Source organism: Maricaulis sp. ABE4_448, from assembly GCF_056160825.1.
Genome location: NZ_JBSWXX010000003.1, coordinates 39707 through 61068, shown reverse-complemented (window position 1 = coordinate 61068; position 21362 = coordinate 39707). Strand labels below are relative to the sequence as shown.

General features: G+C 66.1%; 23 protein-coding genes and 1 tRNA gene. 8 read left to right on the top strand and 16 right to left on the bottom strand.

Annotation, left to right across the window (positions count from 1 at the left end):
• Nucleotides 1-9 precede the first annotated feature (9 nt).
• The 8 genes from ACXAJV_RS09320 to ACXAJV_RS09285 form a co-directional block, all read right to left on the bottom strand.
• Complete coding sequence (locus ACXAJV_RS09320) at nucleotides 10-1083, bottom strand: ribonuclease E/G (RefSeq protein ID WP_475084553.1); 1074 nt, start codon at nucleotides 1081-1083, stop codon at nucleotides 10-12.
• Nucleotides 1080-1703: a Maf family nucleotide pyrophosphatase gene (locus ACXAJV_RS09315; RefSeq protein WP_475084550.1), complete on the bottom strand. Its 624-nt coding sequence runs from the start codon at nucleotides 1701-1703 to the stop codon at nucleotides 1080-1082. The genes ACXAJV_RS09320 and ACXAJV_RS09315 overlap by 4 nt, the downstream gene beginning before the upstream one ends.
• A 40-nt stretch (nucleotides 1704-1743) precedes the next feature.
• A complete protein-coding gene (infA, locus tag ACXAJV_RS09310) occupies nucleotides 1744-1962 on the bottom strand; it encodes a translation initiation factor IF-1 (protein ID WP_019961978.1) in 219 nt (72 codons plus the stop codon).
• A 123-nt stretch (nucleotides 1963-2085) separates the two neighbouring features.
• Complete coding sequence (locus tag ACXAJV_RS09305; protein WP_348335645.1) at nucleotides 2086-2520, bottom strand: arsenate-mycothiol transferase ArsC; 435 nt, start codon at nucleotides 2518-2520, stop codon at nucleotides 2086-2088.
• Nucleotides 2517-2999: a UPF0262 family protein gene (locus ACXAJV_RS09300; protein WP_475084547.1), complete on the bottom strand. Its 483-nt coding sequence runs from the start codon at nucleotides 2997-2999 to the stop codon at nucleotides 2517-2519. The genes ACXAJV_RS09305 and ACXAJV_RS09300 overlap by 4 nt, the downstream gene beginning before the upstream one ends.
• Nucleotides 2996-3457, bottom strand: coding sequence for a DUF2948 family protein (locus ACXAJV_RS09295; RefSeq protein ID WP_475084545.1), 462 nt, complete (start codon nucleotides 3455-3457; stop codon nucleotides 2996-2998). The genes ACXAJV_RS09300 and ACXAJV_RS09295 overlap by 4 nt, the downstream gene beginning before the upstream one ends.
• A gap of 4 nt (nucleotides 3458-3461) precedes the next feature.
• Nucleotides 3462-4739, bottom strand: coding sequence for a UDP-N-acetylglucosamine 1-carboxyvinyltransferase (murA, locus tag ACXAJV_RS09290; protein WP_475084544.1), 1278 nt, complete (start codon nucleotides 4737-4739; stop codon nucleotides 3462-3464).
• A gap of 67 nt (nucleotides 4740-4806) precedes the next feature.
• The gene (locus ACXAJV_RS09285) at nucleotides 4807-5028 is read right to left on the bottom strand and encodes a hypothetical protein (protein ID WP_475084542.1); all 222 of its coding nucleotides are present in this window, start codon (nucleotides 5026-5028) and stop codon (nucleotides 4807-4809) included.
• 95 nt (nucleotides 5029-5123) lie between these two features.
• Between ACXAJV_RS09285 and ACXAJV_RS09280 the strand changes: the two genes are divergently transcribed.
• The 3 genes from ACXAJV_RS09280 (at nucleotide 5124) to pip (ending at nucleotide 6984) form a co-directional block, all read left to right on the top strand.
• Nucleotides 5124-5198: transfer RNA gene (locus tag ACXAJV_RS09280), tRNA-Thr, on the top strand.
• A gap of 128 nt (nucleotides 5199-5326) precedes the next feature.
• Nucleotides 5327-5815, top strand: coding sequence for a hypothetical protein (locus ACXAJV_RS09275; RefSeq protein ID WP_475084540.1), 489 nt, complete (start codon nucleotides 5327-5329; stop codon nucleotides 5813-5815).
• 149 nt (nucleotides 5816-5964) lie between these two features.
• Nucleotides 5965-6984 carry a prolyl aminopeptidase gene (pip, locus tag ACXAJV_RS09270; RefSeq protein WP_475084538.1) on the top strand — a complete coding sequence of 340 codons (1020 nt, stop codon included), beginning with the start codon at nucleotides 5965-5967 and terminating at the stop codon, nucleotides 6982-6984.
• Between the two features lie 7 nt (nucleotides 6985-6991).
• Here pip and ACXAJV_RS09265 read toward each other — a convergent pair whose 3' ends face one another.
• Nucleotides 6992-7723 (bottom strand): DUF2793 domain-containing protein, encoded by a 732-nt coding sequence (locus ACXAJV_RS09265; protein WP_475084537.1) that lies wholly within the window; start codon nucleotides 7721-7723, stop codon nucleotides 6992-6994.
• Nucleotides 7724-7885: 162 nt separating this feature from the next.
• Here ACXAJV_RS09265 and ACXAJV_RS09260 point away from each other — a divergent pair, with 162 nt between their 5' ends.
• Entirely contained in the window at nucleotides 7886-9319 is a 1434-nt protein-coding gene (locus ACXAJV_RS09260; protein WP_475084535.1) for a methylmalonyl-CoA mutase family protein, read from the top strand.
• Nucleotides 9316-11460 carry a methylmalonyl-CoA mutase gene (gene scpA, locus ACXAJV_RS09255; RefSeq protein ID WP_475084533.1) on the top strand — a complete coding sequence of 715 codons (2145 nt, stop codon included), beginning with the start codon at nucleotides 9316-9318 and terminating at the stop codon, nucleotides 11458-11460. Before ACXAJV_RS09260 ends, scpA begins: the two co-directional genes overlap by 4 nt.
• A gap of 158 nt (nucleotides 11461-11618) precedes the next feature.
• Here the strand turns inward: scpA and ACXAJV_RS09250 are convergent, their stop codons facing one another.
• The 3 genes from ACXAJV_RS09250 to ACXAJV_RS09240 form a co-directional block, all read right to left on the bottom strand.
• Nucleotides 11619-12287 carry a hypothetical protein gene (locus tag ACXAJV_RS09250; RefSeq protein WP_475084531.1) on the bottom strand — a complete coding sequence of 223 codons (669 nt, stop codon included), beginning with the start codon at nucleotides 12285-12287 and terminating at the stop codon, nucleotides 11619-11621.
• A gap of 121 nt (nucleotides 12288-12408) precedes the next feature.
• Nucleotides 12409-12807: a hypothetical protein gene (locus tag ACXAJV_RS09245; protein ID WP_475084529.1), complete on the bottom strand. Its 399-nt coding sequence runs from the start codon at nucleotides 12805-12807 to the stop codon at nucleotides 12409-12411.
• Nucleotides 12808-12828: 21 nt separating this feature from the next.
• Complete coding sequence (locus tag ACXAJV_RS09240) at nucleotides 12829-13161, bottom strand: ElaB/YgaM/YqjD family protein (RefSeq protein WP_475084526.1); 333 nt, start codon at nucleotides 13159-13161, stop codon at nucleotides 12829-12831.
• 220 nt (nucleotides 13162-13381) lie between these two features.
• Here ACXAJV_RS09240 and ACXAJV_RS09235 point away from each other — a divergent pair, with 220 nt between their 5' ends.
• Together ACXAJV_RS09235 and ACXAJV_RS09230 are read left to right on the top strand one after the other, a co-directional pair.
• Complete coding sequence (locus ACXAJV_RS09235; RefSeq protein WP_475084524.1) at nucleotides 13382-13654, top strand: hypothetical protein; 273 nt, start codon at nucleotides 13382-13384, stop codon at nucleotides 13652-13654.
• 103 nt (nucleotides 13655-13757) lie between these two features.
• Complete coding sequence (locus tag ACXAJV_RS09230; RefSeq protein WP_475084523.1) at nucleotides 13758-14231, top strand: CC0125/CC1285 family lipoprotein; 474 nt, start codon at nucleotides 13758-13760, stop codon at nucleotides 14229-14231.
• An 8-nt stretch (nucleotides 14232-14239) separates the two neighbouring features.
• Here the strand turns inward: ACXAJV_RS09230 and ACXAJV_RS09225 are convergent, their stop codons facing one another.
• The 4 genes from ACXAJV_RS09225 to ACXAJV_RS09210 all read right to left on the bottom strand — a co-directional run bounded on the left by ACXAJV_RS09225 (nucleotide 14240) and on the right by ACXAJV_RS09210 (nucleotide 19009).
• Nucleotides 14240-14605 (bottom strand): MmcQ/YjbR family DNA-binding protein, encoded by a 366-nt coding sequence (locus tag ACXAJV_RS09225; RefSeq protein ID WP_475084521.1) that lies wholly within the window; start codon nucleotides 14603-14605, stop codon nucleotides 14240-14242.
• A gap of 9 nt (nucleotides 14606-14614) precedes the next feature.
• Entirely contained in the window at nucleotides 14615-15193 is a 579-nt protein-coding gene (locus ACXAJV_RS09220) for a hypothetical protein (RefSeq protein ID WP_475084519.1), read from the bottom strand.
• Nucleotides 15194-15196: 3 nt separating this feature from the next.
• Nucleotides 15197-16246, bottom strand: a complete 1050-nt coding sequence (locus ACXAJV_RS09215) for a hypothetical protein (protein ID WP_475084516.1) — start codon at nucleotides 16244-16246, stop codon at nucleotides 15197-15199.
• 213 nt (nucleotides 16247-16459) lie between these two features.
• Nucleotides 16460-19009: a TonB-dependent receptor gene (locus tag ACXAJV_RS09210; protein ID WP_475084513.1), complete on the bottom strand. Its 2550-nt coding sequence runs from the start codon at nucleotides 19007-19009 to the stop codon at nucleotides 16460-16462.
• Nucleotides 19010-19282: 273 nt separating this feature from the next.
• Between ACXAJV_RS09210 and ACXAJV_RS09205 the strand changes: the two genes are divergently transcribed.
• Nucleotides 19283-21355 (top strand): S9 family peptidase, encoded by a 2073-nt coding sequence (locus ACXAJV_RS09205; RefSeq protein WP_475084511.1) that lies wholly within the window; start codon nucleotides 19283-19285, stop codon nucleotides 21353-21355.
• Nucleotides 21356-21362: the final 7 nt, after the last annotated feature.

Below are 21362 nucleotides of genomic sequence, written 5' to 3'. Positions count from 1 at the left end.
CGCGCCCGGTCAGGCGCGGCTGACGCGTGCATCCTCGCGCTCGAGACCATCGGCGGCCACCAGTTCGAAGCGCGGCCCGATCCGGCCGGTCAGCGCCTCGCGCCAGCCGATCGTGTCGGCATCGAGCCAGACAAAAACCTCCGGCGCGACCTCAAGCTTCTGCTTGCGGCTGCGATCGGACATCGCCTCGCCCTGCAAGCGGCGCAAGGCCGCCAGGGCACAGCTTTCAACCGACAGGCGCCCGTCGGCATCGCACATCTGTTCGCGCAGCGAGCGGCCCCGGCGCTGGCGTGCCAGCTCGCCGACGCCGAACTGCGACAGCGGCGCCACGTCCACCTTGGCCCGGTCGCGCTTGAACGCACCGCGCATCGCCTGCTCCACCACCTTGCGGTCGGGCTGGGCGCGCATGTGTATAAAATCGATGGCGATGATGCCGCCAAGGCCGCGCAAGCGCACCTGGCGCGCGGCTTCCTTGGCAGCCGACGTGTTCAGCGCCACAGCCAGCTGAGCCGGCGAACCCTGGCCCTTGCGGCCATCGGCATCGACATCGATCGTCGTCATCGCCCGCGTCGTCTCGATGTAGAGCGAGCCGCCGCCGGGAATCGCCGCACGCGGGTTCAGCGCGGCCTCGAACTCACCATCCAGATCGATATCCGTCTCGTCTGCCCACACCGCTTCAGCCTCGCCCCAGGCCTTCACCAGGCGCTGGGCCAGGATCGGGGCGGGCTGGACGCATTCAGGCGCATCGCCCTCCCCGGCCTCGGCCAGAGCGAGATTGGGCCCTTTTTCGGCATAGGCTTCGCGGGCAATACGCACACCGATGGCGGCGCCTTCATGGAACCCCTTGGGCCGGCCGGCCTTGCCGAAGGGCAGGAAGCCTTCCGGCCCCACGCCGAGATCGACAAAAGCAGCATTCAGTGCCGGTTCGACCCGGCGCACACGGCCGCGATAGATCTCGCCCTCGACGACGCGCTGACCGGCCTCGCTCCAGCGGTCCAGCCACAGCTCGACCACGCGGCCATTATCAACGACAGCGGCGCGGGTTTCGCCAATATTTTCCTCGATCAGGATGCGGCGGCTCATGTCGTCGGCCTTTCGCCCATGCGCTCGGTCACGGGATAGCCCAGACCGGCCAGCAGATTGCTCGTCTCGTAGAGCGGCAGCCCCACCACCCCGGTGAAGGAGCCGATCAGATTCACCACAAAACACCCGGCCCGGCCCTGAATACCATAGCCGCCGGCCTTGCCGTGCCACTCGCCCGAAGCGATGTAGGCGTCGACCTCCGGCTGCGACAGACGTTTGAACTTCACCCGTGTCTCGACCACACGCGCCGCAAACGCCCCGCCGGGACCGGCCGCGGCAATGCCGGTGAAGACCCGGTGATTGCGGCCGGACAGAAGGTCCAGACAGCGCCGGGCCTCGGCCTCATCGAGCGTCTTGGGCAGGATGCGCCGGCCGACGCCGACCACCGTATCCGCGGCAAGCACGAAGGCATCGCCGCCGGTACGCACGGACGGGTGCGCCATCGCCTTTTCCTGCGCCAGGCGAAGGGCGAGCGGCCCCGGCAATTCGCCGGGGATCTCGTGCTCGTCGATATGTGTGGGTTCGACCGCGTCGGGAACAATCCCGACACTGGCCAGAAGATCGAGGCGGCGCGGCGAGGCGCTGGCCAGGATCAGGGGCGGCCGCGGTCCGTGTGCCATGGCGGCATCCGTCATTGCGTCGACGCGCCCCGCAAACGGCTTACTTGAAGCGATAGGTGATACGACCCTTGGTCAGGTCATAGGGTGTCATTTCGACAAGCACCTTGTCGCCCGCCAGAACCCGGATCCGGTTCTTGCGCATCTTGCCCGCCGTGTGGGCAATGATCTCGTGATCATTCTCGAGTTTGACCCGGAAGGTCGCGTTCGGAAGCAGTTCCGTCACCTCGCCGGGAAACTCCAACAACTCTTCTTTCGCCATGCGGCTCCTCAATTCCTGGCCCGGGTTTCCGGGCGAAACAAATACGGGATAAGGCCGACTCGCCGTGCGGCCGGCGCCCCGGAGCGCGCTATATAGTCCTTCACCGGGGGCAAAGTCGAGACGTCAAGCGCTTTTTAGGCTGGCATCCCATTCAGCGATGCGTGCAGCGATGGCATCGCGGGTCTCGCGATAGGCAGCCAAGCGCATATCGCGATTACCGCCGGTCTCGCTGGGGTCGGGGATCGGCCAGGCCTGGAACTCGGCGCCTGTGCGCGCTGCATAGTCGCGCGCCGTGCGGTCGGCGGCGGTGGATAGCGAGACCACGATATCGGCCGCCGGCTCGCCTACGCCATTGAGGGCGATCGGAGAGAAGTCCTCCAGATCGACGCCCTCTTCCAGCATCACTGCCACCATGAAGGGATCGGCAAAGGCCGCCGGGATCACCCCGCAGGAGCGCGCCGAGACATCATCGCCGAACCGTTTGCGCCAGAGTGCTTCGCCCATCGGCGAGCGGATGGCATTGCGTCCGCAGACGAACAGGACCGAGGGCGTCGTCATGAAGCGGCCCGCCGGTGCAGGGCGCAGATCAGGGTGAAGAGCCGCCGGGCGGTGTCGAAATCCACCTCGATCTTGCCGCTCAGCCGTTCGCGCAGCAGCGTCGAGCCTTCATTGTGCACACCGCGGCGGCCCATGTCGATCGCCTCGATCTGGGCCAGAGGCGCATCGCGCACGGCCTCGTAATAGCTCTCGCAGATCAGGAAATAGTCCTTGATGATGCGGCGCAGCGGACCCAGTGCGAAGACAAAGGCACGCACGGGCGTATCGTCATCCTGGCGCACATCGAAAACCAGGCGGTCATCCTCGATCGCCAGGCGCAGGGCAAACGGGCCCTCCGCATCGCCGGACGGACGAAAACTGTTGGCTTCGAGCAGGTCGGCAATCGCGACACGCCGCTCATGGTCGGCATTGACATCGCCCGGCCCCATGCTGGCGGCATCGAGATCGATCCTGACAATCCGGTCCGGCGCCTCACTCATTGCCTGCTTGCCCCTTCTTCCGGCCCGTCCTCATGCGCCGGTCTGCCGCCGGTCGCGCGCCAGGGCGCGGTCAGGTCGGCCATCACCACATCCAGGCATTCCACATCAAGCCGTACTTCGCCGCCACCGGAAAACACCAGTACGACCGTGCCGGCCGGCATTTCCGACGGTTCGAAGGCGATCGAGAGCAGGTTGACCACGGCGTCGGCGGCGCCCTGGCGGATATTCTGCGAGCGCGCGGCGGAGACGCGGCCGATCTGCAGGCCGCTACGCACACGGCTGTCACGCCGCCCGGCTTCCCAGCAGAAGCGGTTGAAAGCGATGGTGAATGCCTTCTCGCGGCGCGAGAACTGGAAGTCGCCCAGCTGCGCCACGGCATCCTGCAAGGCTGCCGATATCGGCTCGAGATCCGCCGCGTCGAATGCCACCAGACGCAGGGGCCGGTCGTCTCGCTTCAAGGTCTCAGGACTCCGCCGGTTCAGACTGACGTTCGATCCGCGCGCCGCAGCCTGACAGCTTTGCCTCCAGGCGCTCGAACCCGCGATCAAGGTGATAGACCCGATTGACCACGGTTTCACCCTCGGCGGCAAGTCCGGCAATGACCAGACTGACCGAGGCGCGCAGGTCCGTCGCCATCACAGGGGCGCCCTTCAGGCGCGGCACACCGCGCACGACCGCCTCATTGCCATTGACGCTGATATCGGCACCGAGACGGGTGAGCTCGGGGGCGTGCATGAAACGGTTCTCGAAGATCGTCTCGCGGATCACCGATGTGCCCTCGGCCGTCGTCATCAGCGCCATGAATTGCGCCTGGGCATCGGTTGGGAAGCCCGGATAGGGCTGGGTCTCGATATCGACACCCTTCACGCGGGCGCCATTGCGCTCGACCCGCACACCACCATCGACTGGCTGAACCCTCACGCCGGCCTCGTTCATCGCATTCCACAGCGCCTTGTTGTGCGCCCATACGGCGCCGTCCAGCACCACGTCGCCGCCAGCGGCAGCAACCGCCAGCGCATAGGTGGCAGTCTCGATCCGGTCGCCGACGACAGCATGCGTGACACCGTTCAGGCGTTCGCGGCCCTGGATGCGGATGGTCGAGGTGCCCGCGCCCTCAACCTCGGCGCCCATCGCTGTGAGGCAGGCCGCCAAGTCGGCGATTTCCGGCTCGCGCGCGGCATTCTCGATCACGGTCTCGCCACGGGCCAGGGCCGCTGCGAGCATGGTGTGTTCGGTCGCGCCGACCGAGGCAAAGGGCAGATCCACCTCACCCCCGACGAGACCCCCGGCAGGCGCCTTGGCGTCGACATAGCCTTCTTCCAGCGTGATCTGCGCCCCCAGCGTCTCTAGCGCTTTCAGGTGCAGATCGACCGGACGCGCGCCGATGGCGCAGCCGCCGGGCAGCGAGACGCGGGCCCGGCCTTCACGCGCGACCAGCGGGCCGAGCACGTTGAAGGTGGCGCGCATCTTCCGCACCAGGTCGTAGGGCGCGAACGTGTCGGTGATCTCGGCCGCGTGCAGCTGCATCTGGGCGCCGGGGCCCTCCTCCACGCGCAATCCCAGACGCGCCAGCAAATGCCCCATGAAGCGGGAATCGGCCAGGCGCGGCATATTGGTGAGAATCAGCGGCTCGTCGGCCAGCAGCGCGGCGGCCATGAGTTTAAGGGCGGAATTCTTGGCGCCGCTGATGGCGATTCGGCCGTCGAGCCGGGCGCCACCCTGGATGACGATACGGTCCATGCTTACTCCCCGGTACAGATTGGTCCGATAATGCGAGCCGGCATGCAGCCCGGCGAAGCGGGCGGCATTATGACGGCTTTCCGGGCTTTTCCGGGGCCGTTTCCGCAGCTGCGGGTGTTTCTGGTGCAGTCGTGCCCTCCGCCGGCTTCGCGGCAGCCTTGCGGCGGCGCAGATTGGCCCGCAGGGCCTCGGCCAGACGAGCCTCGCGGGATCCCGGTTCGGGCTTGCCGGACTTGCGCGGGGCGGAGGGACCGCCGTTCTGGGATGGTGTCTTCATGTAATTGGTCATGTCGAACGCTGCACATCGCGTCAAGACACTCTTGGCCTCGGTCCTCCCTTGGGTTATACGCCCGTCTCTCGATCGCCGACAGGCGAACCCGGTGCGCCGCTATAGCTCAGGGGTAGAGCGTTCCCTTGGTAAGGGAGAGGTCGAGTGTTCAATTCACTCTAGCGGCACCATTTCTTTCATTTCCATCCGACACGCCCGCTCAGGGACAGTGTTCTTTATTGTCCGGCATCGCGATATGGACGCCGCGCGGCGCTGGCGATAACGTCCGCCGCCGAATATCGAGGGGGCGTTCCGGGGAATGCTGGGTTCTGATCTTTTTCGAGCTGCGGGCCTGCTGGCTGCAACGGCAGCCGGAGCGGCTGTGCTGGCGGGATTTGCGCCGGAACTGCGTGCCGCCGGCGTGCTGCCTGCACCGGCGGAACGCGAGACGCTGGTCTATACCGTGATCGAGATGACCGAGCGGTTCGACACGCGGCGCGCCTGCCCGCTGGATCTGGACACCGCACGACAGAAAATCGAACGGCAGATCGGCCGGCTGGGCTTCCAGCCCGTCTACAGTCCGATCGCCGGTGGGCCGGACGTGCTGACCCATGAATTCCTGGCCGAACGCGACATCAGCCCCCAGGCCGGTGCACAAGCCTGCGCCTGGCAGGTCGCCGCCTTGCTGAACGGCCGCATGACACCGGCCAGCCGCGATATCGACGGCCAGCCCCTGTCGGCGGTGGACCGGCTGACACCGGCGCTGACACATCTGCTGGCCGACCGGGCAGCAGCGCCGTCATCCTGACTGCAGCGCGCATTGGAACTCATCGCGCCCCGGCCGGGTTACTGCTCACGCGCGGGCGGAGCCGGTGCCGTCCCGGATCACCCTCCGGCCCCTCTGGCTACACCCCTCATGCGCTTGACGTCGGCCCGGCATAACGCACCATTGAGGCGATGACCGAATATTTCCCCTCTCTCCCGCCCCGCCGCGCGGACGACCTGCCGGTCTCCGGCGGTCACACGCTCTATTTCGAGGAATGCGGAACCCCGGACGGGCTGCCGCTTGTCTTCCTGCATGGCGGACCGGGCTCGGGCGCATCGGCCAAATACCGGCGCATGTTCGACCCCGACCTGTTCAACCTCATCCTGTTCGACCAGCGCGGCTGCGGGCGTTCGACGCCGCATCTCTCGCTTGAGGCGAACACGACGGCCCACCTGATCGAGGATATCGAGCGGCTGCGCGAACATCTCGGCTTCGAGCGCTGGATGGTGTTCGGCCCGTCCTGGGGATCCACACTGGCCCTCGCCTATGCCGAAGCCTTCCCGGAGCGGGTGAGCGGGCTGGTGGTGGAGGGGATTTTCCTCGCCCAGCCATCCGATCTCGACTGGATGCACGGCCCCGACGGCGCCCGCAATGTCTTCCCCGACGCTTGGGCGGATTTCGCCGCGCCGGCTCCGGAGCGGGCCCGCAAGTCACCGCGCGCCATGATGGAGTGGTGCTTTGAACAGATGCAGGCGGAGATCGCCAACGGTCTGACGCTGCTTCGCCGCCTGGACGACACGACTGTCAGCCTGGAGGAGATCCGCCAGTCCACGCTCTACCGCTGGACCGAGTATGAGGACCGCCTGTCCTATCTCGACAATCCGCCAGAAGCGGTGCTGTCGGGCCTGCGGGCCCGCGGCGCCGAATTCGTGGCGGCCCACTCGCTGATCGAGCTGCACTATTTCCGCAATGGCTGCTTCCTCGAACCAGACCAGCTGATCCGCGATGCGCGGCAGTTGGCCAACACGCCCATGCACATCCTGCACTCGCGCTATGACATGGTGTGTCCGGCCAGTGCCGCTTTCCGCCTGGCCCGCGCCTGCCCCCATGCCGGTTTCGACCTCATCACCGTCAATGGCCACGCCATGACCGAGACCACCCAGCCGGTGCTCAACCGCATCATGGCGCGCATGGCCGAAGTCGTGGAGTAGCGCCGTATCAAAGCGCCGGCGCCAGCGGCCGCCAGGCGTGAATGGCGATGGCGACGCTGCCGCCGGTGAAGTCGCCGCCATTCGCGGTCAGCTCGACGGGCGTGTCGGCATAAAAGGCTGTGGGTCCGATCACGCCGATATTGCTGGCACCGGGTGACACCCCCAACGAACCGCCGAACTTCGACGCCTCGCCGGATATCCCGCAATCGAAAGAGGCCGCGCCGGTGATCGCGCTGCGCGTTGTCACCGAGACCGCGAAAACGATGGAACGCGCCGGGATCACCACGCTGCTGGCAGCGCTGGCACCGGAAAGCCCTGACAATATGTCCTCGATCAGTACAGCCTCGGTGGCCGCACCGCCCTCGCCAGCCGTCAGGATGGTGTTCGCCGCCGCGGCGATCCACGTTTCTCGGCCGGCATCGAAGGCCACGCTGCGTGCCTCGTCGCGCACATGCACCCGCCAGCCATCCGCTGGCGTGATCGCTGTCCAGAAGCCGTCACGCCAGATCGCCAGCGTGCCCGCCGCCATCGCCGCCCAGTCATCGCCGCTGGCGCCGGCCGGCACGATCCAGACATCGCCCTCGCCGGGCGTTTCGGGCTGGACGGCCAGCGTGCGGCTTTCCACACAGGCCTGTGTGAGGGCGTCGAGCCGCAGCAGCGCCTCGTTCACGGTGACATGTTTCTGCGCCTGGGCCGGCATGACCAGCGGCAGGGACAGGTTGGGGGTGGTTTCGCTCATGGTTGATGCTCTCCCGGTTTGCCCCGTCATTGTGCAGCCGGTTTGGCGTGCGGGGATTTCCCCCATGCACTGTCCACGCACCGCACCGCCTCTTGACGCACGGGCCGTGCGCGCCTTTTCTCCGCGCCAGAACAAAAACACACGCTTCGAGGACAATCGCGCATGACCGACGATATCCGCGCCCTGGCCGGGGGATTTCCGGCCTTGAGCCCACAGGATTGGCGGCCCCTCGCCGAGAAGGCGTTGCGGGGCGCGGATTTCGAGGAGGCGCTGTCGCGCACCACGATCGACGGGATTGATCGCGGACCGGTCTTCTTCGACCGGCCCAAGGGTGCGCACGCTGTCGACGCGGCTCCGCGCGACCTCCATCTGCCTTGGGGCATGCGCCAGACTCTGGTCGAGGCCACACCGGAAGTGGCCAATGCCGCAGCGCTGGCCGACCTGATGGGCGGCGTGTCCGAGCTGGAATTGCGGCTCGATCCGGAAGGCCGCTTCGGTCTCAAGGCCAATGATGTCGATCTGATGGACGCCGCCCTGAAGGGCGTCGACCTCACCCTCGCCCCCATCCATCTGGACAGTCTGGGCGGCCAAGGCCACCACGCCCATGTCTTCCTGACGCTGATGGCGCGTCGCCGCGTCGATGGCGAGCAGATCGAGGGCGGGCTGGGCATCTCCCCGGTCGAACGCGCTGCGCGCCAGGGCGTGGTGCTGGACGATCAATGCTTCCCCAAGGCGATCGAGATCGCGCAGCTGGCCCATGCCGCCTTTCCCAATCTGAAAATCTTCCGCGCCGATGCCGCGCTGGCCTTCGAAGCCGGCGGCAGCGAGGTGCAGGAATTGGCGATGATGGCCGCCTCGGCCGCAACCTATATCCGCCTTGCCCTCAAGGCGGGGCTGGATGCGGACGCCGCCGCACGTTCGGTCGAGGCCCGCCTGGTGGCCGATACCGATATCCATCTGACCATCGCCAAGCTGCGCGCGGCCCGTCGCATCTTTGCCCGCATCGCAGAGAGCTTCGGCGCGTCGGACAATGCCCGCCGCCTCAGCCTCCATGCCACCACGGCACACCGCATGCTGTCGGCCAGGGATCCCTGGACCAATCTCATTCGCAATGCCTGCGCCGGCTTTGCTGCAGCCGCCGGCGGCGCCGACGCGATCACCGTGCGTCCGCTCACCGAGGCGATCGGCCGGCCGACGCCCTTTGCCCGCCGCGTCGCGCGCAATCTGCACATCCTGCTGGCCGAGGAGAGCCATCTGGGCAAGGTCACCGATCCGGCCGCCGGATCCTACCTGCACGAAAGCCTCGCCGACGCCCTGGCGCAAAAAGCCTGGGCCTTGTTCCAGGAGATCGAGGCCAAGGGCGGACTCGCCTCGGCCTTCTCCTCGGAATGGTTCCAGTCAGAGATCGCCAAATCCCGCCGGGCCCATCTCAACCGCTACGAGGCCGGCAGCGACCAGATCCTGGGCGTGACCCAATATGCCGACCCGGATCCACGCGCCGTCGAGACCGACGGCAGCTGGCCCGATGACGACCTGCCCGCCTGCGCCCTCGCCCCGATCCGCTTTGCCGCCCAGTTCGAGGAGGCCGCCCAATGACCCCTCCCCGCCCCGACTTCACCCGGATCGATCTCGGCGACGCGCAGAATCCCGGCAGCGGATCGCGCGAGCCCTGGGACACCGCCGAAGGCATTGCCGTGAAATCGCAATACCGGGCGGAGGATGCCGCCGGGATCGATTTCACCGGCTCCGTCCCGGGTGCGGCGCCCTTCGTGCGCGGTCCCTACCCGACCATGTTCCTGCAGCGGCCCTGGACGATCCGGCAATATGCCGGTTTCTCGACGGCCGAGGATTCCAACGCCTTCTACCGCCGCAATCTGGCGGCCGGCCAGAAAGGCCTCTCCGTCGCCTTCGACCTGGCCACACACCGCGGTTATGACAGCGATCACCCGCGCGTGTCCGGCGATGTCGGCATGGCCGGCGTGGCGATCGATTCGATCTACGACACCCGCACGCTCTTCGACGGCATTCCGCTGGACGAGATGTCGGTCTCGATGACGATGAATGGCGCGGTGCTGCCGGTGATGGCGCTCTACATCGTCGCCGCCGAGGAACAGGGCGTGAGCCCGGACAAGCTCTCGGGAACGATCCAGAACGATATCCTCAAGGAGTTCATGGTCCGCAACACCTATATCTACCCGCCGCGGCCCTCGATGCGGATCATCTCCGACATTTTCGAATACACCTCGACCCACATGCCGCGGTTCAACTCGATCTCGATCTCCGGCTATCACATGCAGGAAGCCGGAGCGCCGGCGGATCTGGAACTCGCCTACACGATCGCGGACGGGCTCGAGTACATCGCCACCGGGATCGAGGCGGGTCTCGACGTCGACACCTTCGCGCCGCGCCTCTCCTTCTTCTTCGGCATCGGCATGAATGTCTTCATGGAGGTCGCCAAGCTGCGCGCCGCGCGCCTGTTGTGGGCCAAGCTGGTGAAGGAACGTTTCTCGCCCAAGTCCGACAAGTCGATCTGCCTGCGCACGCATTGCCAGACCTCGGGCTGGTCGCTGGCTGCCCAGGATGTGTTCAACAATGTCGGCCGCACGGCGCTGGAAGCCATCGCCGCCGTCGACGGTCACACCCAGTCGCTGCACACCAATTCGCTGGACGAGGCGCTGGCCCTGCCGACCGATTTCTCGGCCCGTATCGCCCGCAACACCCAGCTCCTGCTGGCCGGTGAAGCGCATCTTTGCGACGCGATCGATCCCTGGGGCGGCAGCCATTACATCGAACGCCTCACCCATGATCTCGCCGCCCGGGCGCTGGACCATATCGCCGAAGTCGACGAACTGGGCGGCATGGCCAAGGCCATCGAGGCCGGGATTCCCAAACTGCGGATCGAGGAAGCCGCTGCCCGCACCCAGGCGCTGATCGATAGCGGCCGCCAGACCATCACCGGCGTCAACAAGTTCCGCCTTGACGAGGAAGAGGACGTGCCCGTCCTCAAGGTCGACAATTACATGGTCCGCAAGCAGCAGATCGAGAAGCTGGAACGCCTGCGCGCCGAACGCGACCCGGCCGCTGTCGAGGCTGCCCTCAACGCGCTGGCCGAAGGCGCCCGCACCGGCGAGGGCAATCTGCTCGCCCTCTCCGTCGACGCCGCCCGCGCCAAAGCCACCGTGGGCGAGATCTCCGACGCGATGGAGACCGCCTTCAACCGCCACGTCGCCAAAATCAAGGGTGTGACCGGCGTCTATGGCGCGGCGGCGGGTGAGGACGACAAAGTCAAACACGCCCTCGCCCTGGCCGAGGCCTTCGCCAAACGCCATGGCCGGAAGCCGAAAATCCTGATCGCCAAGCTCGGCCAGGACGGCCATGACCGCGGCCAGAAAGTCGTCGCCTCGGCCTATACCGATCTGGGCTGGGATGTGGTGATCGGCCCGCTCTTCCAGACGCCCGGCGAAGCCGCTGAACTCGCTGTTTCGGAAAGTGTCGATGCGGCAGCAGCCTCATCGCTCGCCGCCGGCCACCTCACCCTGGTACCCGAACTGCGCGACGCGCTGCGTGACAAGGGGCGTGAGGACATCCTGGTCATCGTCGGCGGCGTCATTCCGCCGGATGACGAACCGGTACTGCGCCAGATGGGCGCTGCCGCCGTCTTCCCCCCCGGCACCGTGATCGCCGACTCGGCCCTCATCATGCTGGAACGCATGGGGATGGAGGAAGAGGAGGCGTAGGGTGCACCTTCACCCTTCCCCTTGATGGGGAAGGTGTCCGGCAAAGCCGGACGGAAGGGGTGAAGCCCGGTGCCTGACCGGGGGACACCTCGCCCCCACCCACTCCACCGCGCATTCGCGCGGTCCCCCTCGCCCATCAAGGGCGAGGATGGTGCGTCTCAGATCACCAGCCCGTGCAGAGCCAGCCAGGCGAAGCCGAAGTAGAGGGCGGAGAGGACGGCGGTCATGCCGGCGCCGGTGAGGAAATAGGGTTTCAGGGTCGGCAAGGAGAGCCCGTGGGCGATGGCGGCGACCTCGCGCGCGATCTCCTCGACCAGCCGGTCGCGCTTCTGGCCGGCCAGCGCCAGCAAGAGATCGTCATGCCAGAGCTGCGGCTGCTGGGCGCTCTCTGCCAGCACTTCGTCGAAAGTCTGGGCGGCGATGATCTCGGCGACGGTCAGGCGCGGCCGCCAGCCATGCTTGCGCAACTCGCTGGCGGCAAAACTAAGCGTCGGCCAGAGCATGTAGAGATCACGGATCAGGAAGGCCGTCAGCAGCGCCAGCAGCATCGCGCCATAGAGCCAGCCCTGCAGCACGCCCAGCCGCTCCAGCGCCAGCACGAGCAGTAACAGACCGGCCTTGACGACCAGAGCGATGGAAAAGCGGCGCAGATGGTCGACCACGAAGCCGCGCGCCTGGGTGCGGATGCGTTCGCGCACCTCCGCACCGGCGCGCTGGACCAGCGCTGCCTTCTTCTTCTCGACCTGGCCGGCCAGCAGTTTGCGCCCGATGAAGACGCCACCGGACACCGCCGACACGACCAGCGTGGCGATCCTGAATACGCTCATCGTCCCTACCGTCTGCGGACCACTTACCGGTGGCCCTGTCATGCCCTGATCGCGCGATTCTGGCGCCAACTAGCGGCGAAATCGCGGCAAGGCCTGACGACTAGATAGAAATCGCCGCCGTTCAGAGCAAACCGGCAATGACACGCTGCACGCCCCGCGTGGCGTTTTCCGGGTCGCGCGCCACGACATAACCGGCGGCCAGCGCGATCGCGACGGCGCTGAGCGGGTGTTTCTTGACGATGTGCTGGACGGTGTCGAAGGGCAGGTCGGCCAGGGTTTCCGCCGCCAGGCTTTCGGCCTGTTGCGCTTCGGCCTCTGCCGGCTTGTAGGGCAGAAGAAAGAAATAAAGGCACAGGCAGGACAGGCCGATCAACACGCCCCCCACGCTCACCGTCGCCCAAGCCAGCCCGAGGACCGGCGTCAGCACGACGACCAGCGCGTAGGCCATGGACAGCGCCCCGGCAAAGCCGAACAGGGCGCCGCCCACAGCGGCCAGCAATCTGAGCTTGGCCTTTTCCATGACGCGATCCCTCTCGCAGCCCTAGCGGCGCGACGAGACGTAGGAGAGCAGCGCGCCGACGCCCATCGCGATGCCGATGGCGGCCAGCGGATTCTCGCGCACCTTGTCCTCGACCGTGGTGCGGGCCTCGTCGACGCCCTGCTGGGCGCGTTCGGACCATTCCTTCGAGCGCTCGATACCCTCGCGCGACTTGGCGGAGGCGTAGCTGCCCGTGTCTGAAAGCAGTTTCGACAGATCGCCGCGCAGCGCCTTCAGGTCGTTGCGCAGTTCGTCGATATCGGAATCCACGGACTTGGCGGCATCCTTGGCGTTCTGCTGGCCCGCCGCGATCTTGGCCTCGGTCTTCGTCGCCATGTTTCATGCTCCTTGGGCTGGTTTCCGGTTCGGGTTCCCCTTTGCAACACCCACCGCGGGCAATCGTTCCATCATTCCGCGCATTCATGCAGATCGCCGCTCCCCGGTCGCAAACGGACAAGACCGAGCGGAACACTTGGCTGGTTTCACACGTTGTCCTTGCAGTTGGCCGGCTGTGTACCGCCCCTGCGTATCGAGCCGGCGCCTCCAGGAGCCGCCCATGCCGAAGAAGCACTTGTTCAGGACTGCCCAACGCCCCGCTCAACGCGCGGCCGGCTATGCCCTGATCGGGCTCGGCGGTATTCTCGCCGTGACCCCGCTGCCGGCTGGCATCCTGCTCGCCGGCGTCGGAGCGGCTATTCTCATGCCGGCGGATTCAGGGTTCCGGCGCTGGGTGCGCGAACGCCGGCGCAGCTGGAAATGGCTCGACAGCACGCTGAACCGTGTCGGACACGCCGTCCCCGGCGCCCTCGGACGCTATCTCGTCCGTTAGCCCCTGGCCCTGCAGGCTGTGACGAACAGAAGCGCCGTTCATCGCGGTGTCAGCGGGAATATGGCACAGTCCTCATCAGCTCAGAAAAGTGAGGTTATCCGACATGCGCTCCCTCATCTGCCTTATGGCGTTTGTATCCGTGACAGCCTGCGCCTCGACGCCAACCGCCTATCAGCCGATGGCCGGGGGCGAGCGCGGTTATTCGGAAATGCGCATTGAGCAGGACCGCTACCGCATCCGTTTTGCCGCCGGCAGCGATGCCTCCTTCCAGCTGGCTGAAGACTACGCCCTGCGCCGGGCAGCCGAGATCACCCTGCGCGATGGCGGCGACTGGTTCCTCGTGGTCGGTCGCGCCCGCGACGGCAATGACCGCAATCCCGTCGGCGTCGGTGGTTCGGTCGGTCAGAGCTGGGGCTCCGGAGGCTTCCGCGCTTCCGGCGTCGGGATCGGCCTTCGCATTGATGGCCGTGCGGGCGAGAAGGAAGTAATGCTGGAAATCGTCGTGCGGTCCGGCGCCCGGCCGCAGGATCCGCAGGCCTATGATGCCCGTGCCATCCTGGACTTCGCGCCGCGCTAGTCGCGCGCCTATTCCGTCAGCAGACCCAGTTCACGCTGTTTCTTCTTGCTCAGGCCGGATGCGACGAGCTCGTGTGACTTGGCGATATAGGCCTGAAGATCGCTGTCCGGCAGCCCTGGCGTGTCATAGTGCTGTATCCAGCTCATCCCGCGCGAGGCGAGATAGGGTGCCGGGCGCAGGCCGGGCTGTTCCTGCAGGATTTCGAAGGAGAGCGGCGTCACCTTGAAGGTGATGCCCGGATAATCCCGCTGGCCCCAGCCGCCGATGGCGAACACCTTCCCGCCGACTTTCCAGACATTCGCATCGCCCCATTGCACCACATGTGTCGTCGCGGGCAGTGAGGCGCAAAAGGCGTTGAATTCGTCTTCGGTCATGGCCGGATGTCAGCCGGCGAGCTCACGCGCCTGGCTGACCCAGTTGTCGCGCTCGATCCGGCCACGGCCATTGATACGATCGTCCCAGACTTCCACATCGGTTTCGCTCCAGGCCGCGATCTGGGCGAAGGTCGTTACGCCGCCAGCCTTGAGGGCCGCTTCGGCCTTGGGGCCCAGCCCCTTGATCCGGGTGAGATCATCCTCGCCGGAAACCGTCTCCGCCTTGGCCGGCGCCTCTGCAGTGTCTGCCGGCTTCGGGGCGGGGGCCGGTTTGGCTTTCGCCCTGGCTTTGACCTTCGGCTTGGGCGCGGCTTCGGCGACAGGCTCCGGTTCCGACGTTTCAGGCGTCGCTGGCACTGCCGGTGCAACCTGGGGCGCAATCTCGGCAGACGGTGTGCTGCGGGCCGACGCCTCGCCAAGGCGGCGCGCCAGATTCTCGTTCTCCTGACGCAGGCGGGCATTGTCGGCCTGGGCCTTGTCGGCGTCGATGCTGCGCGCATCGCCGCTCCAGACCAGATAGCCTACCAGGAGGCCCAGTCCGCAGAAGATCACCAGCAGAACACCCATTTGCCAGATCAGCCAGAACATGCGTCAGTCCTCATTCGTCGAGATGGTGAATGAAATTGCCGCGTCCTGGTCCTGCACCAGTTCGACAGCGATACGCGGCGCCTCGGTGCCGCCGGCATCGACCAGCCGGCTGACCTCGGCCATGCGTGCCTGGTCCAAGCCGGCCTGCACGGCTTCGCGCAGCACGCCGACCGTCAGGACCGCATCGGCCGGACAGGCCGCAAACGCGCGGGCCACTCGGCGCAGGGCAACAACCGTCAGCGGGCTCGGTGCCGCACCGGCGCGGTCGAAGCGCAGGTTTTCGGTGCCTTGAGCAGCGCGTACGATGGCGGCACAACCGTTGACATCGGCGATGCGGCTCACGGTCGGTGCGCCCGCCGGCATAACGATCCAGGCGGCCTCATAGGGTTCGGGCATGCTGGACAGCGCAGAGGCGACCGATTGCGCGATCTGCGGATTGGCGGCCTCGCCGACCAGCGCGCCGGTTTCTGACTGCAGCACGATTGCGCCCCGATCGAGCCGCGCCAGCTGGCCGAGCAGTCGCCGCGCAGCAGCTTCCCAGTCCGGCGCGGCACCGCCGCCCGGAACCAGGGTGAGGTCGGTATCCGCGCCATTGGCAAAAGTGGTTTCGGCAAAGGATGCGATGGCCTCGCGTGCCACAGCGTCCGTTGCATCGCCGCGAATCAGCACCCGGCCATTCACCGCCATGTCGGCACGGAAAACGAAGCCGTGCCGCAGGCGCGCCTCGACCGTTTCGTCGGTGATGGCAGTCACTCCGCCGGCGACGCGGCCACCTGACCAGGTCGAAGCCATGACGGTCGCCAGGGCATCGTCACGCGCCGTGCCGCTGGGCGCAGCGCCGGTCAGAATGGCGTGCTGCCCGTCGAACCGGACCGACGCCCAGTCGTGCCCACGCAGGCTCAGGGCCTGCTCGGCATTGGCCGTCAGCCGGGTCTCCAGCGCGCCGATCGAAAACGGACCGACGCTCATTGCAAGGGCCGACACAGCAACCAGCCCGGCAATCGCTCCGAAGAGGATCCGGCGTTGTCTCGATGTCGCGGCAAAAATCGTCATTGCGTGAAAAACCGTCCCGCGGAGCATACAACCGACAGATATCGGCGGTTTCAGGGCAAGCCTGCACCGGAATTACCATTAAAAATTCGGCATCTCCAGAGGGCAAACCCCAGATTGGGCACTCTATTGCCGCAACGCACAAACGCAGCGGCAAAAAAAGCAGAGGGCCGCAGCACCGGCTGCGGCCCTCCCCTGTTCGGATTGCGCAGCCTGCTAGCGGCGCACGCGCAGGGTCACGCCATAGGTCCGCGGACGGCCCAGGAAGGCGTTGAAGGAACCGGCCTGGAAGGGACCATCAAACCCGACCTGGATATAATCCTCGTCGGTGATGTTCTGGCTCCACAGCTCGAGATTCCAGGTGTCGTCGACGGCACCGATGCCGACCCGCGCATTGAAGATCGCGTAGCCGTCCTGGACCTTTTCAGGATCCAGGTCCGAACCGGTGTTCTGTTCGGACATCCAGCGGCCGTCCAGGTGAGCCAGCCAGCCCATCCCGTTCTCCAGCGTGCCTTCATAGGTGATGGCACCGGAGGCATACCATTCCGGAGCCAGCGAGAAGTTCTGGCCCGACAGACGGTCCACGTCCGGCGTACCGGTAGCCGGGAACTCGTCATAGGTGGCATCGGCATAGGTGACACCGCCCTGAAGGGTCAGACCGTCGATCTCGCGCGGCAGCCACAGCAGTTCCAGCTCGGCGCCCTGGGTGGAGGCCCCCGGGATCGACGTCACGAAGAAGCCGATGCCGTTGAACGTGTTGAGCTGGTAGTTCTCGAACTCCGAGGAGAAGAGGTAGAAGTTGGCCAGCACGCTGTCATTGGCCCACTCGGTCTTGATACCGATCTCGAAACTGTCGACCGTCTCCGCGTCGAAGGAGGCCGGATAGAGTTCCGGATTGGCGATCACCGCTTCGAAATTCACCGGATCGCTACCGGCCTGGGTGAAGCGGTCCAGGTTGAAACCACCCGCCTTGTAGCCGCGCGAATACGTACCGTACATCAGCAGGTCTTCGTTGAAGCGGTGCGACAGCGAGACCATGCCGGACATTTCCTCTTCCTCGATCGACTGGGTGTGGTCGATCATGGAATAGACGTCGCGGCTCTGCGGCAGGCAGGAGAAGGTGCCGAACTGGGCCAGCGTTGCTCCCGGCAGGCCGGTCGCGCCGGACAGCACACCAAGCAGCGCCTGGTTGGCCGGCGAGGCGAAGTTGAGCGCCGGACCGAAAGCGTGTTCCCAGACCGCACAGGCCGGGCTGTCGCTGTCGCTCCAGTCGAAGGTCGCCGTCTTCTCGGTCGAGGTGTAGCGCAGGCCGAAGGTCAGGTCGGTGCCCTGGGTCATGTGCCACGTATTGTGGGTGAAGAACGACAGGGCCTCGGCTTCCTGATGGTAGTAATCGCCGCCGGAATTCCAGGCGCCGGCCGGAATGGCCTGGCCTGGCGCCAGCGGGGTGAAGCCCGGGACCGGATTGCCGAGCGCAGCCGAGACACCGGCCACGCCATTGGCCAGATCCGCCACGGTGGTGGTGGACAGGCCGTTGGAGGCCAGCAGCGACAGGAAGGGTTCGAAGTGAGCACCGACGACAATGCTGTCGCGGCGTTCCAGGGTCTCATCTGAGAAATATGTACCGACCATCCAGTCAAAATTCTCGGTCGCACCGGACAGACGCGCCTCGAAGGTCGTCACATCGACATCAACCGTGTTGTCGTCCGGCAGACGGTAGACGATGTCGGCGCCGGTGAAATCGACGTCCTGGCCATTGGCGATCCCGAAGGAGCGATCAGAGGCGATCACGGTGAGGTCGAAATTCTCGAACGCCCAGTTCAGCTCGCCGGAAAACCCATAATCCTCGATCTGCTGCAGCGTGGTGCGGTTCGCGTGAACGACGCGGCTGAACGGATCGTCCTGCCCCGGCAGCGGGCGGCCGCCCGGCTGCAGCGCATTGATGATGCCGGCCGTCGGGCCGGATTCGAGCGACGCACCGACACAGCAGTCCTCGTCACGGTCGGTATAGTCGGCACTGAGCAGGAGGTTCACATCATCGGAGATGTCGAACAGCAGCTGGCCGTTGATCGTGTAGAAGTCCTGGTTGGAATCCTCGGTCTCGCTGCGCGGACCATTGAAGGTTTCCACCGACTGGAAGCCGTCGCGCGCACGACGGGCCACATAGATGCGGCCGGCAACGTTTTCGGAGAGGCCACCGGTCATGCCGCCGGCAAGCCCCCAGCCATCAGCGCCTCCGCCAGACAGTGTGGCTTCGGCATGGGCGCCGAACTCGTATTCCGGACGCTTGGTGACGACGTTGATGATACCGGCGGAAGTGTTGGCGCCGAACAGCGTACCCTGCGGGCCGCGCAGCACTTCGATCCGTTCGATCTCACCGAGATCGCCGAAGCCGACACCGTTACGGGCGCGCGGCACGCCGTTGATGACGACACCGACGGAAGATTCCAGCCCCGGGTTGTCACCCACGGTACCGATGCCGCGGATACGAGCGGTCGTCTGGAACTCGTTCGAGGTCGAGGTGACGTTCAGGCCCGGCGCGATAACGGCAAGGTCTTTCAGGTCGCGGACACCGGCATTGGTGAGGAGTTCCTCGTTGTACGCCGTAACGGCGACCGGAACGTCCTGGATGCCTTCTTCGCGTTTCTGGGCCGTGACGGTGATGACGTCGACCGTGCGGCCTTCATTCTGGGCCGCGGCGTGACCGGCCGTCAGCGCAGCCGCCGAGGCGGCTGCGAACAGAATCGTGCGCTTGGTGAGTGACATGCTTTAACTACCTCCCGTATCGACGGTCATTGCCGCCGTTTTGTTTTGAACGCGGACGAGCCGACGCCATCCGGTTCTTCTCCGAACACTTTTCGATAACCCGGGTCGACCCGGGCTGAAAAGGCGAGAAGGCCTCCTGCTGACCGGCAGGACGCTTTGCGTGTCGGTTTTCCACGACCATGTTGCAGGACTGTCACATAACAACCAGCAGCAGCAGCATTGCTGGCGCCTCAAAGGCGAGCTTAGATGACCGGGTATTCGAGGAGACCGCGTGTGATCAAAACGACAAGCTGTGTTCTGGCCCTCATGGCCATCACCCTTCCCGCCTCTGCCCAGGCCATCCGTCCCCTGTCCCAGGAAGATGTGTTCCGCCTGGAAGCCGCCGCTGACCCGCAGATCGCTCCAGATGGCGGTATGGTGGCCTATGTGCGCCGTAGCAATGATATCGCCACCGACCGCACGCGCAGCGCAATCTGGATCATCAACGCCGATGGCAGTGGTCACCGCCAGCTCCTGCCCGGCCAGAGCGAGAGCGGCAGTCCGCGCTGGTCGCCGGACGGCGCGCAGCTGGCCTATGTGCGCACGCAGGACGAGACCACCACGCTGGAAGTCCTGACGCTCGCGGACGGCACTTCGCGCACCTTGACGACACTTCCCGCGGGCCAGTCCGGCCTGGCCTGGTCGCCGGACGGGACACAACTGGCCTGGGCCGCCTTCCGGCCGTCTGCCAGTCCGGCCGCTGCAGACCTGCCCGAACGCACCGAGGAGATGGACTGGGCGGCCGGAGCGCAGGTCGAGGAACGCCTTTCCTTCCGTTTCGACGGGGCGGGTGAACTGCCCATGGGCCGACAGCAGCTCTTCGTCATCGATGTGGCCGGCGGCGAGTCGCGGCAGCTGACCGATGACGAAGCCGGCGCCGGCGGCGAGTTCGCCTGGTCGGCCGATGGTCATGCGCTCTACTTCTCCGCCGACCGCCGTCCCGACAATGGCGCCCTCGCCCCGGACAGCGAACTGCACCGGGTCGACCTGGCCACGGGCGAGATCGAGACGCTGACCGGTCGCACCGGTCCCGACACCACGCCGCGCCCCTCACCGGACGGGTCGCAGCTGGCCTGGCTGGGCTATGACGATCACCGGATGGGCTATCACAATGTCGAGCTTTATGTCGCCGGCCCGGACGGGACCGAGCCGCGTTCAGTGACCGCAGAACTCGACCGGTCGGTCTCGGCGCCGCAATGGAGTGCCGACGGCCGCATGATCTATTTCCTGTACGATGATTCCGGCCAGACCCGTCTTGCGCGGACCAATCTGGAGGGCCATATCGAGGTCGGGCTCAACGACCTCACCCCGCCGACCTTCGGCCGTCCCTATACCGGCGGCAGTTTTTCGGTGTCGGCAAATGGGCGCGTGGCCGCGACCGTTGGGTCATCCATACGTCCCCCGGACGTGATCCTTATGTCACCGCTCGGTGATACGCACGTGCTCACTTCACTCAACGAAGATGTCCTTGCAGAGATCGATCTCGCCCCGGCCGAGGAAATTCACTGGGCTTCGCCGCATGACGGTCTCGATATCGAAGGCTGGGTGCTCTACCCGCCCGGATTCGACCCCGCACGCGAATGGCCGATGATCCTGGAAATCCATGGCGGCCCCTTCTCCGCCTACGGTCCCGCCTTCTCGGCAGAATTGCGGCTGATGGCGGCGGCGGGTTATGTCGTCGTCTACACCAATCCGCGCGGATCAACGAGCTATGGCTACGACTTCGCCAACCTGATCCACCACGATTATCCCGGCCATGATTATGACGACCTGATGGGTGCCGTGGACCACATGATCGGCCGCGGCTTCATCGACGAGGACCGGCTGTTCGTGACCGGCGGTTCGGGCGGCGGCGTGCTGACGGCCTGGATCATCGGCAATACCGACCGCTTCGCCGCGGCCGCCGTCGTGAAGCCGGTGATCAACTGGACGAGCTTCGTGCTCTATTCCGACCTGCCGCAATTCTTCTACCGCTACTGGTTCGCCAGCGCGCCGTGGGAGGATCCGGAGGAATACTGGCGCCGCTCGCCGCTGTCGCTTGTCGGCAATGTCGAGACCCCGACGCTGATGATGGTCGGCGGTGCCGATCTGCGCACGCCGCGGGCGGAGACGGAGCAATACTATTCCGCCCTCCACCTCAACGGCGTGCCGACCCGGCTGGTGGTGATCCCCGACAGCTATCACGGCATCTCGAATTCGCGCCCCAGCCGCCTGCTCACCAAGGTCGCGGAAATCCTGCGCTGGTTCGGGGAATACGATCCGGCGGCACAGTCTGGCGGTGCAGAGCCGGAGGCTGCTGGCGAATAGGCTTCCA

What these genes read in the sequence shown, in the direction of transcription:
- ACXAJV_RS09245 (WP_475084529.1), bottom strand. Translation starts at nt 12,807, where the DNA reads ATGGAAAAGGCCAAGCTCAGATTGCTGGCCGCTGTGGGCGGCGCCCTG.
- ACXAJV_RS09210 (WP_475084513.1), bottom strand. Translation starts at nt 19,009, where the DNA reads ATGTCACTCACCAAGCGCACGATTCTGTTCGCAGCCGCCTCGGCGGCT.
- ACXAJV_RS09275 (WP_475084540.1), top strand. Translation starts at nt 5,327, where the DNA reads ATGCTGGGTTCTGATCTTTTTCGAGCTGCGGGCCTGCTGGCTGCAACG.
- ACXAJV_RS09215 (WP_475084516.1), bottom strand. Translation starts at nt 16,246, where the DNA reads ATGACGATTTTTGCCGCGACATCGAGACAACGCCGGATCCTCTTCGGA.
- ACXAJV_RS09260 (WP_475084535.1), top strand. Translation starts at nt 7,886, where the DNA reads ATGACCGACGATATCCGCGCCCTGGCCGGGGGATTTCCGGCCTTGAGC.
- ACXAJV_RS09320 (WP_475084553.1), bottom strand. Translation starts at nt 1,083, where the DNA reads ATGAGCCGCCGCATCCTGATCGAGGAAAATATTGGCGAAACCCGCGCC.
- pip (WP_475084538.1), top strand. Translation starts at nt 5,965, where the DNA reads ATGACCGAATATTTCCCCTCTCTCCCGCCCCGCCGCGCGGACGACCTG.
- ACXAJV_RS09235 (WP_475084524.1), top strand. Translation starts at nt 13,382, where the DNA reads ATGCCGAAGAAGCACTTGTTCAGGACTGCCCAACGCCCCGCTCAACGC.
- ACXAJV_RS09225 (WP_475084521.1), bottom strand. Translation starts at nt 14,605, where the DNA reads ATGACCGAAGACGAATTCAACGCCTTTTGCGCCTCACTGCCCGCGACG.
- ACXAJV_RS09285 (WP_475084542.1), bottom strand. Translation starts at nt 5,028, where the DNA reads ATGACCAATTACATGAAGACACCATCCCAGAACGGCGGTCCCTCCGCC.
- ACXAJV_RS09305 (WP_348335645.1), bottom strand. Translation starts at nt 2,520, where the DNA reads ATGACGACGCCCTCGGTCCTGTTCGTCTGCGGACGCAATGCCATCCGC.
- ACXAJV_RS09315 (WP_475084550.1), bottom strand. Translation starts at nt 1,703, where the DNA reads ATGGCACACGGACCGCGGCCGCCCCTGATCCTGGCCAGCGCCTCGCCG.
- infA (WP_019961978.1), bottom strand. Translation starts at nt 1,962, where the DNA reads ATGGCGAAAGAAGAGTTGTTGGAGTTTCCCGGCGAGGTGACGGAACTG.
- ACXAJV_RS09265 (WP_475084537.1), bottom strand. Translation starts at nt 7,723, where the DNA reads ATGAGCGAAACCACCCCCAACCTGTCCCTGCCGCTGGTCATGCCGGCC.
- murA (WP_475084544.1), bottom strand. Translation starts at nt 4,739, where the DNA reads ATGGACCGTATCGTCATCCAGGGTGGCGCCCGGCTCGACGGCCGAATC.
- scpA (WP_475084533.1), top strand. Translation starts at nt 9,316, where the DNA reads ATGACCCCTCCCCGCCCCGACTTCACCCGGATCGATCTCGGCGACGCG.
- ACXAJV_RS09240 (WP_475084526.1), bottom strand. Translation starts at nt 13,161, where the DNA reads ATGGCGACGAAGACCGAGGCCAAGATCGCGGCGGGCCAGCAGAACGCC.
- ACXAJV_RS09300 (WP_475084547.1), bottom strand. Translation starts at nt 2,999, where the DNA reads ATGAGTGAGGCGCCGGACCGGATTGTCAGGATCGATCTCGATGCCGCC.
- ACXAJV_RS09250 (WP_475084531.1), bottom strand. Translation starts at nt 12,287, where the DNA reads ATGAGCGTATTCAGGATCGCCACGCTGGTCGTGTCGGCGGTGTCCGGT.
- ACXAJV_RS09230 (WP_475084523.1), top strand. Translation starts at nt 13,758, where the DNA reads ATGCGCTCCCTCATCTGCCTTATGGCGTTTGTATCCGTGACAGCCTGC.
- ACXAJV_RS09220 (WP_475084519.1), bottom strand. Translation starts at nt 15,193, where the DNA reads ATGTTCTGGCTGATCTGGCAAATGGGTGTTCTGCTGGTGATCTTCTGC.